The sequence below is a fragment of the Streptococcus sp. k-163 genome (assembly GCF_013277555.1).
GTDB lineage: Bacteria > Bacillota > Bacilli > Lactobacillales > Streptococcaceae > Streptococcus.
The window spans coordinates 58,479-81,372 of record NZ_VMND01000002.1 but is presented as its reverse complement, the minus strand read 5'-3'; the positions used below and the strand labels follow the sequence as shown (position 1 = coordinate 81,372).

At 41.0% G+C, this 22,894-nt stretch carries 23 protein-coding genes and 1 tRNA gene; 3 read left to right on the top strand and 21 right to left on the bottom strand.

What is annotated here, in order from left to right:
• Nucleotides 1-76: 76 nt before the first annotated feature.
• From HT731_RS00695 to HT731_RS00660, 8 genes are all read right to left on the bottom strand, one after another.
• Nucleotides 77-880: an ATP-binding cassette domain-containing protein gene (locus HT731_RS00695; RefSeq protein WP_049541014.1), complete on the bottom strand. Its 804-nt coding sequence runs from the start codon at nt 878-880 to the stop codon at nt 77-79.
• A gap of 12 nt (nt 881-892) precedes the next feature.
• Nucleotides 893-1,786, bottom strand: coding sequence for an ABC transporter permease (locus HT731_RS00690; RefSeq protein ID WP_033679668.1), 894 nt, complete (start codon nt 1,784-1,786; stop codon nt 893-895).
• Nucleotides 1,787-1,797: 11 nt separating this feature from the next.
• A complete protein-coding gene (locus HT731_RS00685) occupies nt 1,798-2,775 on the bottom strand; it encodes an ABC transporter substrate-binding protein (RefSeq protein ID WP_173277234.1) in 978 nt (325 codons plus the stop codon).
• Between the two features lie 559 nt (nt 2,776-3,334).
• Nucleotides 3,335-4,261, bottom strand: coding sequence for an ATP-binding cassette domain-containing protein (locus tag HT731_RS00680; RefSeq protein WP_050971445.1), 927 nt, complete (start codon nt 4,259-4,261; stop codon nt 3,335-3,337).
• A 10-nt stretch (nt 4,262-4,271) separates the two neighbouring features.
• Nucleotides 4,272-5,339 carry an ABC transporter ATP-binding protein gene (locus tag HT731_RS00675; protein ID WP_173277232.1) on the bottom strand — a complete coding sequence of 356 codons (1,068 nt, stop codon included), beginning with the start codon at nt 5,337-5,339 and terminating at the stop codon, nt 4,272-4,274.
• An 8-nt stretch (nt 5,340-5,347) separates the two neighbouring features.
• Nucleotides 5,348-6,274 (bottom strand): oligopeptide ABC transporter permease OppC, encoded by a 927-nt coding sequence (gene oppC, locus HT731_RS00670; RefSeq protein WP_000103691.1) that lies wholly within the window; start codon nt 6,272-6,274, stop codon nt 5,348-5,350.
• On the bottom strand, nt 6,274-7,770 hold the full coding sequence (locus HT731_RS00665; RefSeq protein WP_173277231.1) for an ABC transporter permease: 1,497 nt from the start codon (nt 7,768-7,770) through the stop codon (nt 6,274-6,276). Before HT731_RS00665 ends, oppC begins: the two co-directional genes overlap by 1 nt.
• Nucleotides 7,771-7,836: 66 nt before the next feature.
• Nucleotides 7,837-9,825 carry a peptide ABC transporter substrate-binding protein gene (locus HT731_RS00660; RefSeq protein WP_125451509.1) on the bottom strand — a complete coding sequence of 663 codons (1,989 nt, stop codon included), beginning with the start codon at nt 9,823-9,825 and terminating at the stop codon, nt 7,837-7,839.
• A gap of 167 nt (nt 9,826-9,992) precedes the next feature.
• Between HT731_RS00660 and HT731_RS00655 the strand changes: the two genes are divergently transcribed.
• A tRNA-Cys gene (locus HT731_RS00655) sits at nt 9,993-10,063 on the top strand.
• Nucleotides 10,064-10,261: 198 nt separating this feature from the next.
• Here the strand turns inward: HT731_RS00655 and HT731_RS00650 are convergent.
• The 11 genes from HT731_RS00650 to HT731_RS00600 all read right to left on the bottom strand — a co-directional run bounded on the left by HT731_RS00650 (nt 10,262) and on the right by HT731_RS00600 (nt 19,269).
• Entirely contained in the window at nt 10,262-11,593 is a 1,332-nt protein-coding gene (locus HT731_RS00650; protein WP_173277229.1) for a hemolysin family protein, read from the bottom strand.
• Between the two features lie 351 nt (nt 11,594-11,944).
• Nucleotides 11,945-12,769 (bottom strand): DNA-entry nuclease EndA, encoded by an 825-nt coding sequence (endA, locus tag HT731_RS00645; protein ID WP_173277227.1) that lies wholly within the window; start codon nt 12,767-12,769, stop codon nt 11,945-11,947.
• Between the two features lie 38 nt (nt 12,770-12,807).
• On the bottom strand, nt 12,808-13,002 hold the full coding sequence (locus HT731_RS00640) for a DNA-directed RNA polymerase subunit beta (RefSeq protein ID WP_173277225.1): 195 nt from the start codon (nt 13,000-13,002) through the stop codon (nt 12,808-12,810).
• Nucleotides 12,989-14,272, bottom strand: a complete 1,284-nt coding sequence (gene murA, locus HT731_RS00635) for a UDP-N-acetylglucosamine 1-carboxyvinyltransferase (RefSeq protein WP_173277223.1) — start codon at nt 14,270-14,272, stop codon at nt 12,989-12,991. The genes HT731_RS00640 and murA overlap by 14 nt, the downstream gene beginning before the upstream one ends.
• A 23-nt stretch (nt 14,273-14,295) precedes the next feature.
• Nucleotides 14,296-14,526 carry a DUF1146 family protein gene (locus HT731_RS00630; protein ID WP_063612229.1) on the bottom strand — a complete coding sequence of 77 codons (231 nt, stop codon included), beginning with the start codon at nt 14,524-14,526 and terminating at the stop codon, nt 14,296-14,298.
• A gap of 57 nt (nt 14,527-14,583) precedes the next feature.
• The gene (locus HT731_RS00625; protein WP_173277221.1) at nt 14,584-15,621 is read right to left on the bottom strand and encodes a SepM family pheromone-processing serine protease; all 1,038 of its coding nucleotides are present in this window, start codon (nt 15,619-15,621) and stop codon (nt 14,584-14,586) included.
• On the bottom strand, nt 15,605-16,093 hold the full coding sequence (gene coaD / locus HT731_RS00620; protein WP_173277219.1) for a pantetheine-phosphate adenylyltransferase: 489 nt from the start codon (nt 16,091-16,093) through the stop codon (nt 15,605-15,607). The genes HT731_RS00625 and coaD overlap by 17 nt, the downstream gene beginning before the upstream one ends.
• Nucleotides 16,083-16,622: a 16S rRNA (guanine(966)-N(2))-methyltransferase RsmD gene (gene rsmD / locus HT731_RS00615; RefSeq protein ID WP_173277217.1), complete on the bottom strand. Its 540-nt coding sequence runs from the start codon at nt 16,620-16,622 to the stop codon at nt 16,083-16,085. The genes coaD and rsmD overlap by 11 nt, the downstream gene beginning before the upstream one ends.
• Before the next feature lie 64 nt (nt 16,623-16,686).
• Nucleotides 16,687-17,679, bottom strand: a complete 993-nt coding sequence (gene asnA, locus HT731_RS00610; RefSeq protein ID WP_173277215.1) for an aspartate--ammonia ligase — start codon at nt 17,677-17,679, stop codon at nt 16,687-16,689.
• A 111-nt stretch (nt 17,680-17,790) separates the two neighbouring features.
• Complete coding sequence (locus HT731_RS00605) at nt 17,791-18,474, bottom strand: Bax inhibitor-1/YccA family protein (protein WP_173277213.1); 684 nt, start codon at nt 18,472-18,474, stop codon at nt 17,791-17,793.
• Between the two features lie 54 nt (nt 18,475-18,528).
• Nucleotides 18,529-19,269, bottom strand: a complete 741-nt coding sequence (locus tag HT731_RS00600) for an RNA methyltransferase (RefSeq protein ID WP_173277211.1) — start codon at nt 19,267-19,269, stop codon at nt 18,529-18,531.
• Nucleotides 19,270-19,302: 33 nt separating this feature from the next.
• Here HT731_RS00600 and HT731_RS00595 point away from each other — a divergent pair, with 33 nt between their 5' ends.
• Together HT731_RS00595 and yidC are read left to right on the top strand one after the other, a co-directional pair.
• Nucleotides 19,303-19,581 (top strand): acylphosphatase, encoded by a 279-nt coding sequence (locus HT731_RS00595; RefSeq protein WP_001174616.1) that lies wholly within the window; start codon nt 19,303-19,305, stop codon nt 19,579-19,581.
• Nucleotides 19,582-19,658: 77 nt separating this feature from the next.
• On the top strand, nt 19,659-20,585 hold the full coding sequence (gene yidC / locus HT731_RS00590; RefSeq protein WP_173277209.1) for a membrane protein insertase YidC: 927 nt from the start codon (nt 19,659-19,661) through the stop codon (nt 20,583-20,585).
• Nucleotides 20,586-20,660: 75 nt separating this feature from the next.
• Here yidC and pflA read toward each other — a convergent pair whose 3' ends face one another.
• Together pflA and HT731_RS00580 are read right to left on the bottom strand one after the other, a co-directional pair.
• A complete protein-coding gene (gene pflA / locus HT731_RS00585) occupies nt 20,661-21,455 on the bottom strand; it encodes a pyruvate formate-lyase-activating protein (protein WP_001288286.1) in 795 nt (264 codons plus the stop codon).
• 125 nt (nt 21,456-21,580) lie between these two features.
• Entirely contained in the window at nt 21,581-22,831 is a 1,251-nt protein-coding gene (locus tag HT731_RS00580) for a diaminopimelate decarboxylase (RefSeq protein ID WP_173277207.1), read from the bottom strand.
• Between the last annotated feature and the right edge of the window lie 63 nt (nt 22,832-22,894).

Sequence of the window (22,894 nt, the reverse complement as noted above, 5' to 3'; positions counted from 1 at the left end):
TTGACAAGTATCTAGTTAACAATGCTGTGTAATCCATATTATAAAAGACTGAGACACTGGATCTCAGCCTTTTTCTTTATCCCAAAACCAACTCATCACTGACTAGGCTTTGACCACTATTTTTCTGGAAGAGATGCATAAGATTTTCAACCGTCAGATGCTTTTTCTCCTCTCCCTTGACATCCACCACAATCTTTCCTTGATAGAGCATAATGAGACGATTTCCGTACTCAATTGCATGGTTCATATCATGGGTAATCATCAAAGTCGTCAACTGATGGTCTTCCACAATCTTTTGCGTCAAATCCATCACCATTTGACTCGTTTTCGGGTCAAGTGCCGCAGTGTGTTCATCCAAAAGCAAAAGTTTAGGTTTCACCAGAGCTGCCATGACTAGGGTCAAGGCCTGTCTTTGTCCTCCTGAGAGGTATTGAGTATCCACTTTCAAGCGATTTTCAAGGCCAATATTCAACTCTTTCAAGGCTTCTTGGAACTGGATTCTATCCTTCTCCTTCACACCCCAGCCAAGCCCTCTCTTTTGCCCACGTCTCAAGGCAATAGCCATATTCTCCTCAATCGTCAAACGAGAAGCTGTTCCCATCTTAGGATCCTGAAAAACACGTGCAATATCCTTGGCTCTCTTTCTGACGCTCAGATTTTTAATGGATTTATCTGCCAATAAAAGGTCTCCTTCGTCTACCGATAGATTACCAGCCAAGATATTCATCAAAGTGGATTTACCTGCACCATTTCCACCGATCACAGAGATAAAATCTCCCTCTTCCACTTCTAAATCTAATCCTTTGAGGACATGGTTCTCATTGACCGTCCCTGCTTCAAATGTCTTGTGGATATTTTCAAGTGTTAATAAACTTGCCATAACTTTCTCCTCCTATTCATTTCTCAATTTCAGACCACGAATCTTTAATCTCTTTTGCAATTCTGGTGCAAATAAAACCAAGGCGAGCAAGATTGCATTAAAGAGACGAACCAGGTTTTGATCTAGATTTGGAATTTCATAGATATTTAAAATAATCAAACGGTAAACAATAGCACCGATTCCGATAGATAACAAGCGGCCTCCAATGGTCAAATCGTGTATCAAGACTTCCGCAATAATCACTGCACTCAAACCAACAACAATGGTTCCTGTCCCAGAAGTCACATCTGAAAATCCATCATTTTGGGCAAACAAGGAACCACATAGGGCAATCAAGCCGTTTGAAATCATGTAACCAACAATCTTCATGGTGTCTACATTGACCCCATTTGCCTCACTCATCGGAATATTGTCCCCAGTCGAACGTAAAACCAAACCAATCTCCGTTTTCATCAAAAGGGTCAAAACCAAACAAACAAGTAAGAGACAGGCTAAACTGAGTGAGAACACAGCTTCTTCATTTGTCAGACCAAAGTTCGCTAATTGTTTAAAGACGGTTGAAGAATCTCCCAAGGAAAGATTGGGCACACTTCCCATGATTTTAATATTGATGGAATAGAGCCCTGTCAAGGTTACAATACCTGTCAAGAGAGCTGGAATTTTCATCTTGGTGTGGAGCATTCCTGATACAAGACCTGCTACCATACCTGCAAGCAAAGCAAGTAAGGTCGCAATCCAAGGATTTGTCCCTGCCTGTATCTGTGATACAACGACAGCTGCCCCCAGAGGAAAGGCTCCCTCAGCAGTCATATCCGCAATATCCAAAATACGGAAAGTCAAGTAGACCCCAATAGCCATAATCGACCATAACAAACCTTCTGATAAACTAGATAATACAAAACTCATCTTAAACCTCCTTATTCCTTGCCTTCTAACTTACTGATATCAATTCCTAGTGCATCTGCCATTTCTTGATTGGTATGCAATTCCAGTTTTTCAGGCAACTCAACTGCCATATTTTCTGGCTTTTCACCTTTTAAAACACGAATCAGCATGCGAGCTGTCTGTCTTCCCAATTCTTCATAATTGGTTCCGTAGTTATACAAGCCACCAACCGCAACCATTTCTGTTGAACCACCAAATACTGGTACCTTATGTTTAATAGAAACCTGCTTGACTGTTTCCATAGTTGACGAAATGATATTGTCCGTTGGTACAAAAACCATATCAACCTCTGCCATCAAGCTCTCGGCTGCCGCCTTGACGTTGTTACTGTCCAAGATTGTTTTTTCAACAACGGTAAAGCCTTTTTCTTCCAGAAGACGCTTAGCCTCATCCTTTTGGACAACCGAATTTGGCTCACTCTGAGTATAGAGAATTCCAATCGTTTTAGCCTTTGGCAACACTTTCTTTATCAAATTGATTTGGGTTGAAATGGCATCTGACGACTGGTCGCTTGTCCCAGTTACATTGCCTCCAGGATGCTCTCTTGACTCAACCAACTTGGCACTGACTGGGTCTGTTACAGCTGAAAAGATAACCGGTGTTGTTTGCGTTGTATTGGCCAAGCTCTGGGCAGAAGGCGTTGCGATGGCTAGAACAACATCACTGGATTCTGCTAGCTGCTGAGAAATGGTTTTTAGATTTCTTTGTTCTCCCTGTGCATTTTGCAAATCAATCTCAATATTTTCCCCTTCAAGATAACCTTGTTTGGCTAGTTCATCCACAAATCCTTCTCTAGTAGCATCTAGAGACTGATGGGTAATAAATTGCGAAATACCGATACGAAACACATCTTTTTTCTTATCTGCCTTCAACTGATGTAAACTAATCAGAGAGGTCAAGAGGATACCCACTACCAAGAGAGGGGCTAGTAATTTTCGAACAACTTTCATAATGAAACTCCTTCTCAGAAAAGATAATACTCAATGAAAATCAAAGAGCAAACTAGGAAACTAGCCGCAGGCTGTACTTGAGTACGGCAAGGCGACGTTGACATGGTTTGAATTTGATTTTCGAAGAGTATAAAACAAAAAACCGCCTAGATAATACCTAAACGGATGCTTGAAATAATCTAACAAGTTATAACTTTGCTAGTCCATTTAGATATTCATCTATATGGACCACAATCAAAAACCTTAGCCACATAGATACAAACAAATTGCTTGAACTGTTTGCATCCATGATGACATGTCTACAAACACTATCTAAAGTAGCTAAAGTAAAAGTTTTGATTCATAGTTACAGCTGGTCTCTTATTCATTTCTTTTTCTGCTTTCTTTTTTGATGTTTCCTATCTTACCACCTTTTTCATTAACTGTCAAGAATATTTCAGAATTTTTTAAAATTTTCCGAAAATTCTTTCAGGATAATTTCAAAGTTTTTTCAAATCAATTCAACAAAAAAAGGTTTATAATTTCCATAAAAATTGACATGGAAATTATAAAACCATTCTTAGTTTAGTCCTTTTTGATAACGTGCCAATTCGGCTTGGTTAGCCCAAATATAGTGACCTGGACGGATTTCAACCATAGACGGCTTATCAGTCTCATAGTCGTGTTGACTTGGGTCATAAACCTTCAAGACCTTCTTACGTTCCAAGATTGGATCTGGAATTGGTACCGCTGACAGTAAGGCTTGAGTATATGGATGAATTGGATTGTTAAACAATTCTTCTGTTTCAGCAACCTCTACAATAACACCCTTATAAATAACTGCGATACGATCTGAAATAAAACGAACAACCGACAAGTCATGGGCGATAAAGAGATAGGTCAAACCAAGTTCTTTTTGGAATTTTTTGAGCAAGTTCAAGACTTGGGCACGCACAGAAACGTCCAAGGCTGAAATGGGCTCATCCGCAATAACAAAGTCTGGCTGCATGACCAAGGCACGGGCAATACCGATACGTTGACGTTGACCACCTGAGAACTCATGAGGGTAACGAGTCAAGTGCTCAGCAAGAAGACCTACTTCACGGATAATATTTTGAACTTTCTCTTTACGTTCTTCTTCATCCTTAAACAAACGGTGATTGTAAAGACCTTCAGAAATAATATAATCAACAGTCGCACGTTCATTCAAACTTGCAGCAGGGTCTTGGAAAATCATCTGGATTCGACGAATCAATTCCGCAGCTTGTTCACGCGATTTCTTACCATTAATCTTTTGACCATCAAAAATGATATCTCCATTACTTGTATCATTTAGACCGATGATGGCACGACCAATAGTTGTTTTCCCACTTCCTGATTCACCTACAAGCGAGAAAGTTTCTCCCTTGTTGATAAAGAAGTTAGCATTTTTAACCGCAACAAACTTCTTACTTCCTTCACCGAAGGAAATTTCTAAATCTTTGATTTCTACTAATTTTTCAGACATTTCCTTCCTCCTAGTCTGCCAGATGGGCAAATCCCATTTTTTCACGAATCTTATCATGGAGATTTGCAATCACAGCTGGTTTTTCTACTTTTGGAGCATCCTCATGAAGAAGCCAAGTTTTAGCCCAATGCGTCTCTGATACTGAGAATTGAGGAGCTTTTTGTTCGAAGTCAATCTGCATTGCATAGTCAGAACGCAAGGCAAAAGCATCCCCTTTCAGGTCAGTATAAAGTGACGGAGGTGTTCCTGGGATTGAGTAAAGATCCCCTTTATCATCAGCAAGCTGAGGCAAGCTTGACAAGAGACTCCATGTATATGGATGGCGAGGATCATAGAAGACTTCCTCAACAGCTCCATACTCAACGATTTCTCCTGCATACATAACAGCCACCTTATCCGCAATACTTGCTACCACACCAAGATCGTGGGTGATAAAGATTGTTGTGAAATGGTACTCGTTTTGTAAAGATTTCAGCAAATCAATAATCTGTGCTTGGATGGTTACATCCAAGGCAGTCGTTGGCTCATCACAGATCAAGACATCAGGTCGGCAGGCAAGGGCAATAGCAATAACGATACGTTGACGCATTCCTCCAGAATATTGGAAGGGGTATTCATCAAAACGTCTATCTGCGTCTGGAATCCCAACCTTATTCATGTAGTCAATGGCCAATTCTTTCGCTTCTTTAGCTGTTTTTCCTTGGTGTTTCACAATAACTTCTGTAATCTGACTACCAATTGTTTTAATCGGGTCCAAACTAGTCATTGGATCTTGGAAGATAGTCGCAATCTTAGCACCACGAATTTGTTCCCAATCCTTGTGAGAAGATAGAGCTGTCAAATCCTGACCGCGGTAGTCAATACTTCCTTGAGCAATACGACCATTTTCTTCAAGCATACCTGTGAAAGTCTTTGTCAAAACAGATTTCCCTGATCCTGACTCACCTACCAAGGCTAATACTTCTCCTTCAACTAGTTCAAGGGAAACGCCGCGAATGGCTGTCAATACTTTGTCACGAACGTCAAATTCCACGACAATATCGCGAGCAGTCAAAATTACATTTTTTTCTTTTGTCATTTCTACTCCTATCTATGTGTACGTGGATCACTAGCATCCGCTAAGTTTTGACCAACTACGAAAAGGGACAAGGATACCAAGACAAGAGTTGTCAATGGAATCCAGAACAAGTAAGCATTGGTTGTTACGTTTTGTGAATAATCTGAAATCAAACGACCCAAACTTGGCACTGTAATCGGTAATCCAAGACCGAAGAAAGACAAGAAAGCTTCGTATGAGATAAAGCTTGGAAGCATTTGAGTCATCGTTGTCACAATAACAGATACCAATTGAGGCATGATATTTTTGGCAACAATCTTCAATGTTGGCGTTCCCAAAGTACGTGACGCCAAGTTGTATTCCAAGTCACGATAACGCAAGATTTGCACACGGATCATGAAGGCAATCCCAATCCATGTTGTTACACTCATGGCAAAAATCAGATTCCAGAATCCAGCTCCGATTGAGTAAGTCAAGACAATGACAATCAAAAGAGATGGGATATTTGAGATGACGTTGTAAACTTCCATCATCACACGGTCTACTGATTTTGAAATTCCCCAAATACCACCGACAAAGACACCGATAACTAAGTTAATCACTGTCGCAATCACAGAAATGAGGATAGAGTTACGAGCTCCGAACCAGACACCGTCAAAGAGAGATTTACCATTACTGTCTGTACCGAACCAATGCTCAGCATTTGGCTTGATATAACGAGCACTAAAGTCGTTTACCTTGCTGACATCATTGAAATCAAACTTAGAAAACATTGGGTAAATGAAACTCATCAAAATGATAGCTACCAAGATTCCCAACATAACTACAGTTGATTTTTTCTTCATAAATTGTCTAAACACTGATCCCCAGTATGAATAAGCTGGCGCATCAATGGCTTCAGAGGCAAAATCGTCACGTTTTACAAACTGAAATTTTTCTTTATCGATTGTAGACATTATTTGCCTCCTTTCTCAGTCAATTTAATACGTGGGTCAATAATAGTCATCCAAATATCTCCTAAAAGAAGGGAGAAGATAGAAATACATGTAAAGATAAAGACAAGACCAACGACCATAGAGTTATTAGATGCTTTTACAGAGTCAATCAACATTTTACCCATACCTGGGAAGGCAAAGACTGTTTCAGTAAGGGTTGCACCACCGATAACCCCGATAACGGCACCAGGAATTCCTGAAACCAGCGGAACCATGGCATTTTTAAAGATATGTTTGTTTGAAATTTCTTTTTCAGACAAACCTTTTGCACGAGCAAAACGTACAAAGTCTTGTGACTGTAAGTCAATCATGTAACGACGAATCCAAATCGCTGTACCAGGAGCACCCAACAAACCAAGGATCACTGCTGGTAAAACATACGAACGCCAATCTCCAGCACCCAAGATAGGGAATGAATCTGGCAAACCGATTGAAGAACCAGCCAAACGAACGATATAAACCAAGGCAATTGTTGGAAGAGCCATCAAGAAGGTCAAAGCACCTGTTGAGAAGCTATCAATCCAAGTGTTCTTGAAGCGAGCCATAGCTGAACCAAGTGGCACGGCAATCGCATAAGAAATCAGCAAACCAATCAATCCAACGACAGCAGAACTAGCAATCATAGAAGGATATTGGTAGTTACTTTCCGTAGCTGTATAAGGATCATCTTTTCCGTAGTTGGCTACTTCACGAGAGTCAGCCTGACTAGGTGATTTGTAGGTTCTTGAGTAAATATTTACAGAAGAAGTTTTCTTACCTGTTGGGAACTGAACTTGAGATGTTTTTGTTTGTCCTTGTCCCTGAGTAATAACCTGTAAAACAGGGCTATTAGCATAGGTTGGATAAGAGTCACCTAAATTAATGTTCACAAAGTTTTGATGCACAAATGGGAACTGACTGTTGAAGTACAAGAGATATTTGTGTTTAGTACCTGAACCGACCAATGACCATCCGATCGCTGGATCGTTTTCGAAACGAAGGTAACGTTTCAAGTCTGGATTTTCAGGGTCTTGAATTTTATTTGTATGATCAATGTCAATCAAGTTAGCATAGAATTTGAAAACACGTTCAAAAATGGGGATTTCACGAGTAGCGTAGAATTGGCCACTTTCAGTAAATTCTCCCAAGGTCCAACCATGACCGATTTGTTTGATGTACTTTTCATAGATAGCCTTGTTGGTGTCATTAGCTTCAACGGTTACCGAAGCATCCATCTGGCTAGCTTTTTCTTGCAACTCTTTGGTATCGTAGTACTCGATATAGCCCATACGCTCATAAACGGTATTCTCATAGTTATCACGTTTATCAGCAGTTGTCGCAATCTTGTTATAGTTGGTATCCTGTTTGAAAATCAATTTTCGAGGAACCATTGTATAGATAATCGTGTAAGTCAAGGTTGTTACTAAGAAGATAGAAACCAATGACCGCAAAACACGCATAAAAATATATTTTTTCATATCATTTCCTTTAAAAATCCCAAAAGAACCTTCTCCTCATGGAGAGAAAGTTCTATTGAAAATTATTTACTTCACATGACTTGCCAATTCTTTTTGAGCTTTCTCGTTTGACTCAGTCTTTTCTTTCAACCATTTTTCACGAGCTTTTTCATACTCTTCTTTGGTGATTGCTTTTTCACCAACTTCAGTGTACTTCAAGTATCCTGAATTTTCACCTTTAAGGCCGGCTACAGAATACGAAGAGCTAAATGGTAGAACTTTTGAAACATATGAAACGGCTGTTTCTTTAGGAGAAGCCATTACTGGAATTGTCAAAGCATTATCAGTCAACCAAGCTTGTGCTACTGCGTATTTTTCATAACGTTTTTGAACATCTTGGTTTTCGCTGTTTGCGTCATCAAGTAATTTTCCATAGTCAGCTAAACCAAGTTTGCTCACTACTGATGCATCAGTGCTTTGGTCGATACCAAGGTAAAGACGAGTGTTTCCTCCCTTAATGACGAACTGATCCAAGAAAGTAGACGGATCTTGATAATCAGGGTTCCATCCTGACAAGGTATGGATATCCCAGTCTTGCTCTTTAGCTGTCGGAGCACTAAATGAAATTGGTAAAGCTTCTGCTTGAGTCATTTGTTGCAAGTCTACAACAACATTATCTGAACCCAATACTTTTTCAATTGATTGTTTCAATGATTGAACACGGTTTACAACCGCTGTTGATTCTTGGATAACCAAGGCATCCAAGTGAATTGGGAACTCAACACCTTCAGCTTGTAAACTTGCTTTTGCCTTAGCAAATACTTCTTTAGCTTTTTCTTCATTGTAAAGTCCATTTTGAGAATCTGCTAGAGATACGTTTGACCAAGTAGAAGAATTTGTCTTAGCTAAGCTTTCTTGTACCAACTCACCAAATATTTTCTTACCAACTTGAAGATTATAAGGTGCAAACGTATTACGGATGGCTACTGCAGCGCCGTCAGTACCATTTGTTTGAGCTGAGTAAGAATTGCGATCGACCGCAAAGTTCAAGGCTTGACGGAATTCCTTGTTTAGCAATGCTTTCTTAGCAGATGTCTTTTGGGCATCACTTGTTTTGGCTGTGTGGTTATACGTTGTACGACCATAGTTCAAGCTGACAGTTGCAACACCTGCACCTGGTTCATTAAAGTAAATGTTATCTTTGAAGTCAGCTGCATATTTTTCATATGTAGAACTTGTAGGGAAGATACGCGCCTTGCTATATTGACCATCGGCAAAACCTTTAGCAATCACATCTTGATCCTTACCATCCCAGAAAGTGAACTTAACGTTCTCAATTTTTACATTTTCTTTGTCCCAGTAAGCATCATTTTTAGCCATCTCGATAGATGATTTTGGAGTTACAGATTTTAAGACAAATGGACCGTTATAAAGAATAGAGTTCGCATCTGTTGGGGCACCAAAACCTTCCCCTTTTGAAGTTAAGAATTCTTCATTAACCGGCATCATGACACCACTAGTTGTCTTGTCATTCCAGAAAGTTTCTGGCTGGTTCAAGGTATACTCTAGTGTTTGGTCATCAAGTGCTTTTACACCAACTGTTGAAAAATCGCTTGTTTCACCCTTGATGTATGCTTCTAATCCCTTAATAGAAGAGCTAACGATTGAAAGTCCTTTTGATTTTCCATCTACGGCGTGTTTCAAACCAGTAACAAAGTCTTTAGCAGTGACAGGAGCGTACTCTTCTCCCTCTGCTGTCACCCATTTAGCATCCTTACGGATTTTATAGGTATAAGTCAAACCATCTTTTGAAACTGTCCATGATTCAGCAATAGAAGGAACCAGGTTACCATATTTATCATTAGCCAACAAACCATCTACAGCATTTGTTGTGACGAATGATGTTGAATCAATATTGCTGACGATATAATCCAAAGTTTCTGGATCTGTTTGATAAACATATTGGTAATCTTTTGCTAATTTCGCATTATTTGAACTAGTGTTTGAACACGCAGCTAGAACTCCTGACGCTAATAAGGTAGCCCCCGCTACAGCAAGCACTTGATTTTTTTTCATTTCTTTACTCCTCTTATAAAGTATAGGTTATTATTAATTATACCATATATTTCAAGATATTTCAAGAAAAGTAAACGAATTTTCAGAATATTTAGGCTTATTAACACAAAAAATCTGAAAAACCTATTGACTGAAAATCATTTTCAAGGTATAATAATAAACGTTAAGGCGGTATAGCCAAGTGGTAAGGCACGGCTCTGCAAAAGCTTGATCGTCGGTTCAAATCCGTCTACCGCCTTCTATAACTTGATTTATCAAGTTGCAAATGAACAGAAAGCCCCGTTTGAAGGGCTTTTTTCTTTTTCATCGGATAAATACGAATAACTTTTAAAAAACTTTTGGGGTAAGTTTGGGGCCAAGTTTTTTCAAGGATACTATTCCCTTTTAAAATCAACTGAAAAAAGCTTCGTCACGCATGGTGACAAAAGCCTCTAGTTTACTCTGTTTCTTCTTCTATTTCGACTTCTGTGATTTGGACTTTTACCTTGGTAACACGTCCATTTTTCACCTTATCATTGGTTAGGATAAGCTGTTTGTTTTGGCTGACCAATTCATAGCTGAGTTTCTCAGTCGTTGGAATACTCCCAATTCCTGTTAAATAATAACCAGCGATGGTATCAACGTCATCACTTTCCAGCTCAACATCAAAGTAGCTATTAAAATCATTGAGATTCATGGTACCTTGAACAATGTAAGTATCATCGCCAATCTGATGAACATCTATTGCTGCTTTGTCCGTTTCATCATCGATTTCCCCAACGATTTCCTCTAAGAGGTCTTCCAGGGTCACCAAACCAGCCATCCCACCGTATTCATCTAGCAAGATTGCCATTTGTCTTTGGGTATTGCGAAATTCTTTTAGCAAGTCATCCACAAAAATGGTTTCAGGAACAAAGAGTGGATCTTGTAAAATTCTCTTCCAAACAATATTGTCAAAACCGTCTACAAAGCCTGCCTTAAGAAGACTCTTGGTATGAATAATCCCAATCACGTTATCCTTGTCTCCATCATAGACAGGGATACGAGAATAATTCTGTTTCAAAATATTTTGGATAATGGTTTGACTATCATCCTGAATATCCACCATAAAGGCATCTGTTCGAGGAACCATGACCTCTCTGGCCATTAATTCGTCCAGTGAAAAAATTCCCTGTAACATCTCAATTTCGTCAGCATCTAGTGTTTCTTCACTATTTGTCAGCATGTAGGCAATTTCATCACGGGTCATTTTTTCATCAGCATCGTCAAAGGCCACAGGAGTCAAGCGACTCAAAAGATTAGTAGACGCAGACAAGAGCCAAACAAAGGGACTAACTAGTTTTCCCAGCCCAATAATAACTGGCGCTGTACGAATCGCCAAGGCATCCTTTAGATTAAGAGCGATTCTCTTAGGATACAATTCCCCAAAAACGATGGAAATATAAGTCAAAAATGCTAAAGATAGAAAACTTGCAATAGCATAAGCTGTTTCGCTATTTCCAAGCCAAGAGACAATTTCTCGTCCTAGAGTTTCTGCCAAACTCGCCCCTGACAAAATCGTAATCAGGGTAATCCCTACTTGAATGGTTGATAAAAAATGATTTGGATTTTCTAGTACCTTCAACAGACGGATATAGCGTCTATCTCCTTCTTCTGCCTTTTGTTCAACCCGCGCACGGTTTAGTGACACCATGGCCATTTCTGTGGCTGAGAAAAAGGCATTTAACACCGTCAAGATAAACAATAAAACAAATTGTAGCAACAAGTTCTGACTACTTGGGTCTTCCATAGTTCTTCTCCTAAAATAGTATCTTATCCTTTATTATATCACAAAATATGATCCAATACATATTATTTTTTCTCATACTCTTCGAAAATCTCTTCAAACCACGTCAACTTAACCTTGCCTTATGTATGGTTACTGACTTCGTCAGTTCTATCTGCAACCTCAAAACAGTGTTTTGAGCTGACTTCGTCAGTCTTATCTGCAACCTCAAAGCAGTACTTTGAGCAACCTGCGGCTAGCCTCCTAGTTTGCACTTTGATTTCCATTGAGTATCAGTGTCTATTGTAGCCCTGCTGAAACTGGTAAAAGAAGAACTCCTACATCCACAAGTGACATAGGAGTTTATGTTATCTTTTACTGAGTTACAGTCACTTCTCCAGTTCGGTAATCCAGTTGAAGCCCCTTTTGAACATTGGGAACTAGAACATTAAATTCCAATTCTCCGTCTGAAGACTTGGCTTCAATCTGTGAAGCTGAAGGAACTAAGTCCTCGTTTGAAGCGTAATAAAGGGTTACACGGTAACGGACACGCTTGTTTTGGTCCAAGGCTTTACGTACCATACTTTCATAGTAGTTTTGACCAGTCGAATCCTCGGCCTGTGCCTGATTTGCCCAAGCTGTCTGAACAGCAATGTTTTTAGGATTGCTTGTTGAGGCATCAAAACCATCTAAGCCACCGATTAAAGCATAGCCTAACAAGTGACCTCTATCGACTGCATGAGTATAAGTCCCCTTTAGATTCTTAACCTGATGCCAGCCTGGAGGAGTCCAAGAAGTCGAACCATTCCCAGTTTCTTCACGATTCTTGTACTGGCGAGTAGCCTTAGACAAGAGGGCATTTGCTACAGTTGGCACTGTTTCCTTGCCCACTGTCTTTGTTTTATTATCAGCGTAAGGCTTACTTGAAACCTTGGCATCTAGGTTTGTTTTATTACCATTGACGATAAAAGCACCTGATCCATTCCACTCAAGGTTCCCTTTTATTTGGCTTTTGACTGCATCTGTTAAGACACTTTCCGCCAATGCTTGACTAGGAGCTTCAGAAGCTTGGTTCTTCTGACTAAGCTTGGTTTTGGGACTATTAGGTGCCGACTGCATCTGCTTGATGTAATAGCTTCCTGCAGATAAGAGTAATAACACTAGCAGTCCGATCAGTGTCTGTCTTGTTTTTTTATTCATATTTCTCCTTATCTTTAGAAAAAGGCTGGTTTTCCAGCCTAATTTCCTGTAAATTTATGAATCAATTCCTGCCATTTTGCTGGAGACAGGATAGCCCATGGATCTTGACCCTTGCCCAAGATTCCATAGCCTACCATTAGACCGATTCCTAGGGCCAGAGTACCTAAAATCAGTACCAGAATGACTAAAAGTAAACGCTTGATTACGTAGCTTGATTTCTTATTCGTCTTCATCACTTGCCTCAATCCGCTGAATCTTAGCACCTAGCTGCGCCAATTTCTCATGGAAACGGTAGTAACCTCTATCCAAGTGAACCAATTTACCGACCACAGTTTCTCCCTGTGCTACTAAACCTGTCAAAATCAAGGCTGCACTGGCACGAAGGTCAGTAGAAAGAACTTCCGCTCCCTGCAAAGGTTGTCCACCAACAATACGAGCTGTGTCACGAATAATCTCAGAATGCAAGCCCATGCGACGCATCTCTTCTAGGTGTTGGAAACGATTTTCGAAAACTGTTTCCACCATGGTTGATTCACCTTTTGCGACTGTCATCAAGGCTGTAAATTGAGCCTGCATATCTGTTGGAAATCCTGGGTGGGGCAAGGTTTTTACATGGACAGCTTTTAGATTTTCTAGTTGAGAACGAACACGAATTCCTTCGTCTTCTTCAATTACTTCAACACCCATTTCAAGTAACTTGGCAATCAAGGGACGGTTATGCTCCCAGACAGCGTCTTTAATCAAGACATCACCACCGGTCATGGCAGCAGCCACCATAAAGGTTCCTGCTTCGATACGATCTTGGACTACATTGTGAGTCGTACCATGAAGTTTCTCAACACCAGTAATGGTAATGGTCTCTGTGCCAGCACCTTTAACCTTGGCTCCCATTTCATTAAGGAGAATAGCTAAATCAACAATCTCAGGCTCACGCGCAGCATTTTCAATCACTGTCACACCATCAGCCAGGGTCGCAGCCATCATCAAGTTCTGCGTAGCACCAACACTTGGAAAGTCCATATAGATATGGGCACCATGTAAGCGGTCAGCCTTGGCTTCGATATAACCAGCTGTCTGACTAATCTTAGCCCCCATAGCTTCTAGACCTTTCAAATGAAGATCAATAGGACGGCTACCAATGGTACAACCACCTGGCATAGATACCTTGGCATGACCTACACGGGCAAGAATTGGCCCCAAGACAACGATGGATGCGCGCATCTTGCTGACATACTTGTAAGGGGCTTCCTCAGTGATATCGCCAGTCGCGTCCACTTCGACAAGATGAGCTTCCTCATCAAAATCCACCTTGGCATTCAAACCACGAACCACCTGATTCATGGTGAAAACATCTGACAGGATAGGAACGTTCTGCAAGACGGTCTTCCCTTCACTTGCTAGAATAGTCGCTGCCAACAAGGGCAAGACTGCATTCTTTGCTCCTTCGATAGTAACACTTCCTACCAGACGATTATCGCCACCTTGAACCACAATTTTTTCCATACTTATTTCCTTTACTCTTGATTTTATAATAGTCCTCTAAGCGCTTCTTGCCACAGTTGATACAGGCTGATAAAGAAAGAACTCATGATGTAGCCCATTACAATGCTGAAAAGAGCTATCAATAAACGGACTTTTCTTGTATTCTCAGCTGTCACTTTTAAAACCTTTTCCCATCTAACAAGATCCTTTAAAAGGTAAAAACTCACATAAATAAAGAGCATGTGACTGCTTAGAGTGAATAATAATTGAACCATTTGACTATTATACCATCTTCTCTGTTTGTGCGCTAGTTTGGAAACTTCACTTAAAAATTAGGGATTGTTTTTCAAGTAATCAATTGCATCTTGTAGAGTTTTAACGGGAACAATTTTCATATCTGTCTTAATTGTTTTGGCTGCTTCTAGGGCTGTCTGATAATTGTTTTTCGCATCCGGATGCGCTTTTTGTTCTTCTTCGCTAACAGGATTATCTGGGGCAAAGAAAATAGCGGCACCTTCTCTAGCCGAAGCTACAACTTTTTTATCAATACCTCCAATGTCCCCCACATTACCATCACGGTCAATGGTTCCTGTACCGGCAACGATACGGCCATTACGAAGGCCAGGGTCAGCTATTTGGGTATAGATGGCCAGACTAAACATGAGACCTGCACTCGGACCGCCGATACCAGCTGTTGAAAAGCGAATTGGGACATCACTAGTCACTTCTGTACGGTCAATCAAGCCGATTCCAATTCCATTTTTGCCATTTTCTAGCGTAATGATTTTTCCTTCTGCAGACTTGGTTTGCCCATCCTCTTCATAGGTGACCTTGACGGAGTCCCCTAATTTTTGAGAATTGACGTAATCAATCAAGTCTTTGGAACTGTCGAAGGTCTGATCATTGAGTGCGGTAACTGTATCAGAGATGTTGAGAATCCCTTTAAAGGTCGAATTATCCGTCACAGTCAAGACATAAACCCCAAGGTATTTAAGTTCGATATCTTTACCAGCTGTTTTTAGCCCTTGATACTTGGCCATATTTTGCGATGTTTGCATATAGAATTGATTGATCCGCATAAATTCAACATCGGAAGAACCACCTGTAGTCTCTTGGACACTCCGAATATCTGTAAAAGGCGTCAACCAAGCATAAATCATATGGGCTAAAGTGGCATGTTGGACACCAACCGTAACGAACTGATAGGCCCCAGCTTCCTTATCTTCTGTGTCATTTACTTTAAGGACTTGGCGAATATCTTCCGAACCACCTGGAACCTCTATATAATAAGGCAAAGGCACTACAAACGCCAAGAAAGTCACAATCAAGGCCGCAATGACATATAAGGGCCATCTAATCTTTTTTTTCATTTCTTATTTCCTCCAAAATACTCTCAGGAACATAGCAGGCAATACCCTGACCAAACTTCAAAAGTTCTCTAACGCCTGATGAACTGATATAAAGATGTTCCGGTCGGCTATGTAAATAAATGGTCTCTAAATCAGGAGACAGTTGATGGTTGTAGTAATCAAAACTGGATTCATATTGCAAATCAGACGCATTTCTCAAGCCTCGCACTAGACAAGTAGCACCCAATCTTTTTGCAACATCAACCACCAATTCATCATGAGAAGACACGACTTCAACATTCCTCAAATGTTCCAAAGCCTTTTCTAACCCCCGTTTACGATTTTCAATAGGGAGAAATCCTTGTTTGTGGGGATTAAAAAAAACACCGACATAAAGTTTATCAAAAAGTCTGCTCGCCCGTTCAATCATATCCAAATGCCCATTTGTCATCGGATCAAATGAGCCTGTGAATAAGCCAACCTTATCTGACATAGACTGTCACCTTACTAATTCCATAAATTTTTTCCTTCCAGATGCCCAGGCAGGCAATTTCTTCTGGAAGTTCAACGGCCTTATCCGTCTCACACACGACCATGACATCTTCAGAAAAAAGCTCTCTCTCAGCCATTTTTTCAATATCTGCTACGATTTGTTCCTTGGCATAAGGAGGGTCTAAGAAAATGAGGTCAAATTCCTCAGATACCTGTTCCAAGGCCCTCTCCGCATCCATCTTTAGGAGTTGAAATTTTCCAACATCCTTGGTCATCTGAATATTTTCAGCCACGATGGTCTGAGCCTTACGGTCTCGCTCCACTAAAACAGCGCTGGACATGCCACGCGAAACTGCCTCGATAGCTAAACCACCACTACCTGCATAAAGGTCCAAGACGCGTCCCCCTTCAAAGTAGGGACCAATCATGTTAAAAATGGCTCCCCTAACCTTATCCGAAGTGGGTCTTGTCGTCTTGCCTTCTAGTGTCTTGAGGGGACGTCCCCCATAGATTCCTGATACGATTTTCATACCGTTTATTATACCAAATTATGGGCAAAAAGAGAAAGAAAACCGAACCTTGCGGTTCGATTCTCTACAAAATATTTTCGTAAGTATCGCGGACTTCTTGAGGCCAAACACTTGTTTGCACTTCTCCGATGTGTTTCTTGCGAAGTAAGAACATGGCCATACGAGATTGTCCAATTCCTCCACCGATTGTCAATGGGAATAGGCCATTCAACAAGGACTTGTGCCATTCCAATTCCAAGCGGGCTTCATCACCTGTGATTTTCACCTGACGGCGAAGAGTTTCTTCATCCACACGGATTCCCATAGAAGATAGCTCAAAGGCTCCACCTAGAGATTCATTCCAGACAAGAATATCACCATTTAGACCCTTGTAGCCATTTTCAGACTCACTTGTCCAGTCATCATAGTCTGGTGCACGTCCATCGTGCGGTTTACCGTCTGGTAATTCACCACCGATACCAATCAAGAAAACAGCTCCAAATTCTTTACAGATAGCATTTTCACGTTCTTTCGGCGTCAAGTCTGGGTAGCGCTCGACCAACTCTTCTGTATGGATAAAAGTGATTTGTTTTGGCAAGATTGACTCGATATCATAGCGGGCTTCAACAGCTAACTCAGTAAGGCGAATAGCCTTATAAATCTTCTCAACGGTTTCTTTTAGGTAGGCAATGTTGCGTTGTCCATTTGGAATAACCTTCTCCCAATCCCACTGGTCAACATAAACAGAGTGGGTCGCATCCAGCGAATCTTCATCTGGACGAAGGGCCTTCATGTGGACGAAAAGACCTTCACCCTCACCGAAACCAAAACGAGCCAAGGTATGGCGTTTCCATTTAGCAAGTGAATGCACCACTTCATAAGTAGCATCAGGGATTTGGAGAACCTTGACCGATACGGCATTCTCCACACCTGATAAGTTGTCCTGCATCCCGTCACCGACCCTACTCAAGATAGGACCTTGAACTTCGACGACTTCTAGCTTGTCTTTCAAATACTGAGTAAAAGTGTTTTTGACAAAGGAAATTTCTTCTTGTTGGTGGATAAAACTTTTCTTCATAAGCTACTCCTCAAAAATTTAATTAAAAGCATTATACACCTATTTCCAAGAAAAGAAAAGAGAAATTTTAAAAAAATCAGTGTCACTCAAAACACTGATTTCATAGACCTTTTAGTCATTACGACCAAAGATACGTAGAATACTTAGGAAGAGATTGATAAAATCAAGATAGATACTGAGAGCCATTGACACAACCCAACCTGTTGCTACACGACCTTGTGATTGTTCATAGGCAAGGCGAATCTTTTGATTGTCCCAAGCAATCAGCCCAGAGAAGACCAAGACCATGGCTACGCTGATCATATAATCAAAGAAGCCACTAGCCAAGAAAACATTGACTATCATAGCAATAATCAAACCGATGAGAGCTGCCATCATCGCTCGACCAATCCCACTCAAGTCTTTATTGGTGAAGATACCAACTGCCGCCATGACAAAAAAGAGAAGGGCGCTTGATACAAAGGCAGATAAAACTGTCCCTGGAGTATAGAAGGCCACCACAAAACTGAGTGTAAAGCCGTTTAATACTGAGTAAAGTAAAAATACTGGAAGAGCCGCTGGACTATTCCTTGAAGCCATACTGCTAGCAACAAAGACTAGGGCTAGCTCTGCAAAAGTTGCAATGGTCAACCAGAGACGCCCCTGCATCAAAAAGTAAACTAACTGAGACTGAAAGATCGTCAACATAAGGCCTGATACCAAAGCGGATAGTCCGATTCCTAGACCAACAAAGGCATAGACTTTAGCGTAAAATTGATTGAGACCTGCGCGGTCGTGAATAATAGTGTGATTCATCTTTTCTCCTTTTCTATGAACATCTTTCCTTGATTATAACAAAGAAAGTTAAAATTAGCTTAAATGGAAAATTAAAATACCAGCGGCAACTGCAACATTGAGACTCTCTGCCTGACCCTTCATGCTAATATGGACCAATTGATCTGCACTTTCAGCCATGAGGGGACTAATTCCTTGACCTTCATTTCCCATGACTAGTACAAAATTTTCTATAGGAGGCAGTTCTCTGTAATCAACAGAATCTTTAGATAGGGTTGTTGCTAGCACAGGGATAGCTGCCTCTTTGGTTTCCTTAAGAAGCGCTTGACTCGACATCCGGTAAATGGGCAGATGGAAATGACTGCCTTGCATCGAACGCAAGGTCTTGAGACTGTAGATATCTGCTGACTTATCTGAAACAATCACTCCAGTAAAACCTGCTGCATCCGCAGTTCGAATGATAGTTCCCACATTACCAGGATCTTGCACATCTTCCAAAAACAAGAACTTGCCCTGACTCAAGTCAGCTTGCCCTACTTCTTCTTTTTGAACCACCGCAACAATGCCCTGTGGAGTCTGAGAATCCGCCAAATCTAGCAAAATATCCTCTGACACCCAGACAGTTTGCGGAAACGAGGCTAACTGATCTCGGTAATTTTCTAAGGCAAAGATTTTCTCAATCGTAAATCCAGCTTGGACAGCTTCTTCAAACAAGTGCCAGCCTTCAATCAAATAAGCAGACTTGCGGTATTTTTTTTGGTGTAATTTCTTGGCATTTTTTACCACAGAATTGGCTTTTGAGGTTATAATAGTCATAGAAATATTATAACACAATCAAAGGGGTTTGGTATGCAAAAGGTTAGAATGATTGCCCAAGGTAGGGTGCAAGGAGTCGGCTTTCGTTGGGGTGTTTACAGCTTGGCACTTGAAATTGGTGGCATCACAGGTCGAGTATGGAATAACGACGATGGAACAGTGGAAATATTAGCCCAAGCAGACTCATCTGCTACCATGGCAAAATTTATCCAAGAAATCCGCAAAGGACCCACACCTTTTTCAAAAGTCAGCTACTTAGATGTCAAACTAAGCAACTTTCCTCCCTACCCTGACTTTAAAATCGCAAATTAGGTCTCTAGAACTATTGTATATTTTGTAAAAAAACAGTAGAATAGAAAGGTATAATTTTTAAAGAAGGAATAAAAACAGTGAAATCTATTAAACGTTTTGCACTCTCGGCTATGGGAGTGGCTATGTTGCTAGTCTTGACTGGCTGTGTTAGCGTCGATAAAGCCACAGGAAAGCCAATAGGATTTATTTGGAATACGATCGGAGCTCCTATGGCTGAAGCTATCAAGTACTTCGCTACTGATCAAGGTCTAGGCTTTGGTGTCGCTATCATCATCGTAACCATTATCGTGCGCTTGATTATCTTGCCACTTGGTATCTACCAATCATGGAAGGCAACGCTTCACTCTGAAAAGATGAACGCCCTCAAGCACGTCCTTGAGCCACACCAAACACGTCTCAAGGAAGCGACTACTCAAGAAGAAAAACTCGAAGCCCAACAAGCTCTCTTTGCCGCTCAAAAAGAACACGGTATCAGCATGTTTGGTGGTGTAGGATGTTTCCCTATCCTCCTTCAAATGCCTTTCTTCTCTGCAATTTACTTTGCTGCCCAATATACTGAAGGGGTTGCTCAAGCAAGTTACCTAGGCATTCCTCTAGGCTCTCCAAGTATGATTTTAGCTGCCTGCGCTGGTGTCCTTTACTATCTTCAATCACTCCTTTCACTTCACGGAGTAGAAGATGAAATGCAAAGAGAACAAATCAAGAAAATGGCTTACGTGAGCCCAGTCATGATTGCCGGCTTCTCCCTCATCTCACCAGCTAGTGTCACACTTTATTGGGTTGTCGGTGGTTTCATGATGATTCTCCAACAGTTTATCGTCAACTATATCGTTCGTCCAAAACTTCGCAAAAAAGTCCGTGAAGAACTAGCCAAGAACCCACCAAAAGCAAGTGCTTTCTCTAAACCAAATGGACGAAAAGACGTTACCCCTGAACAACCAACTGCTATCACAAGCAAGAAAAAACACAAAAATCGCAACGCTGGAAAACAACGTTCGAGATAAGAAGAAAAAGGCTTAGCTGGTTTGCTAAGTCTTTTTTGCAAGTCAAAAGCCCGATGTTTCCATCAGGCTTCTTTTTTATCCATGTACACGTTTCATATAGTCTTGGTAACTTTCGGTATCCATGAGTTTTTTAGCGTTCTTGACGCGGTCTGCTGTTGGAGGTTTGACTCCTTCGAGTGAATAAGGAATCCCAAGTTCACGCCATTTGAACTCACCCATGGTGTGATAAGGTAAAATTTCAAACTTATCAACATTTTTGAGGGTCTTGACGAACTTACCAAGTTCAATCAAGTCATCATCTCTATCTGTCAATCCTGGAACTAGCACGTGGCGAATCCAGACAGGTTTTCCAATATCTGATAGATACTGGGCACAAGCCAAGATATTTTTATTGGTTTGGCTAGTGACAATCTTGTGCTGTTCTTCGTTGATTTCCTTGATATCCAAGAGGACCAAGTCAGTGACAGCCATGAGCTTGTCAAACTTCTCAAGGTAACGTGGTTTATTACGGAAAGGAAGGGCACAGGTATCCAAGGTACAGTGGATTCCGTGTTCTTTGGCCTTGGTAAAGAGGGCAATCAAGAAATCAATCTGCAAGAGGGCTTCTCCTCCACTGACTGTAATACCGCCCTTATTTCCCCAGAAACCGCGGTAGCGCAAGGCTTCTGTCAAGACATCATCTACCGTCCGTTCACGTGATTTATTGGACTCCATAGCCCAAGTGTCCGGGTTGTGGCAATACTGGCAACGCATGTGACAGCCCTGCAAAAAGACAATAAAGCGAATACCAGGCCCATCTACTGACCCAAAGCTTTCTGTCGAATGCACCATTCCTGTCACTTGTCCATAATCAATTGTTTCTTCAGACATATCGTTACCTTCCTTGAAAACGTTTTATAGTTTTATTATATCATGACTTGAAAGAAAAACAAGATTTTTGCCTATTTTTTAGAAAGCAATCTGTTTTTCAATTTCATTTTCAATTACTTATCATTTTATTCTTCAAAATCAAAGCCATACAAGGTTGCAAAGTAGTCCTCAGGGCGCTCTGCACGGCGGATTTGACGGGCTTTACCTTCTTCGGTATAGAGGATTTCCGCAGAACGAAGTTTGGCGTTGTACTGGTAGCCCATTGAAAAACCGTGGGCACCTGTATCATGAATGACCAGCAAATCACCGATTTCTGTATGAGGCATTTCGCGATTCACTGCAAATTTATCATTGTTTTCACAGAGTGAACCAACCACATCTACAACTTCAGCTGGTCCATCTGGATGGGTCACGTTAGTAATATGATGGTAGGCTCCGTACATAGCTGGACGCATGAGGTTGACTGCTGATGCATCAACACCGAGATAGGTACGGTAGGTTTCCTTCTTATGAGTCACTCTTGTAACCAAAGCTCCGTGAGGGGCCAACATAAAACGACCCAATTCGGTGAAAATCTTGACCTGATCAAGACCTGCTGGCGTAAGAACCTCTTCATAAACCTTACGAACTCCCTCACCAATCAAAGCGATATCATTTGGCTCCTGGTCTGGACGATAGTTGACACCAATACCGCCAGAAAGATTGATAAAGTCTAGCGAAATGCCCAACTTTTCCTTGATTTCAACAGCCAATTCAAAGAGCTGACGCGCCAACTCTGGATAATAGAGATGGGTGACGGTATTGGATGCTAGAAAGGAGTGAATCCCAAAAGTCTTGGCTCCTTTTTCCTTCAAGATGGCAAAAGCTTCAAAGAGCTGGTCCTTGGTCATGCCAAACTTGGCTTCTCCAGGATTATCCATAATATCTGTTCCTAGCTCAAAAACGCCTCCAGGATTGTAACGACATGAGATGATTTCTGGAATACCTGCTGCTCTCTCTAGATGTTCAATATCTTCAAAAGCATCCAAGTTAATGGTCGCACCCAATTCACGCGCATAGGCATATTCCTTGTCTGGCGTGTTATTTGAAGAGAACATAATCTCAGAACCAGGGAAATTCAGTTTATGACTCATCAAAAGCTCTACATAACTAGAGCAATCCACGCCACAGCCTTCCTCTTGGAGAATTTTCAAGATAGCTGGGGTTGGAGTAGCCTTAACTGCAAAATATTCTTTAAAGCCCTTGTTCCACGAAAAGGCTTGGTTGACGGCTCTGGCCTTCTCACGAATTCCCTTCTCATCATACAAGTGAAAGGGAGTTGGGAACTCGGCAACAATCGCTTCTAACTCTTCTCTATTGATAAATGGTGTCTTCATAAGCTTCCTTCTATTCTATTTGCAAAGAAAGGCTGGGACAATCGTTCCAACCTTTAGTTCTAT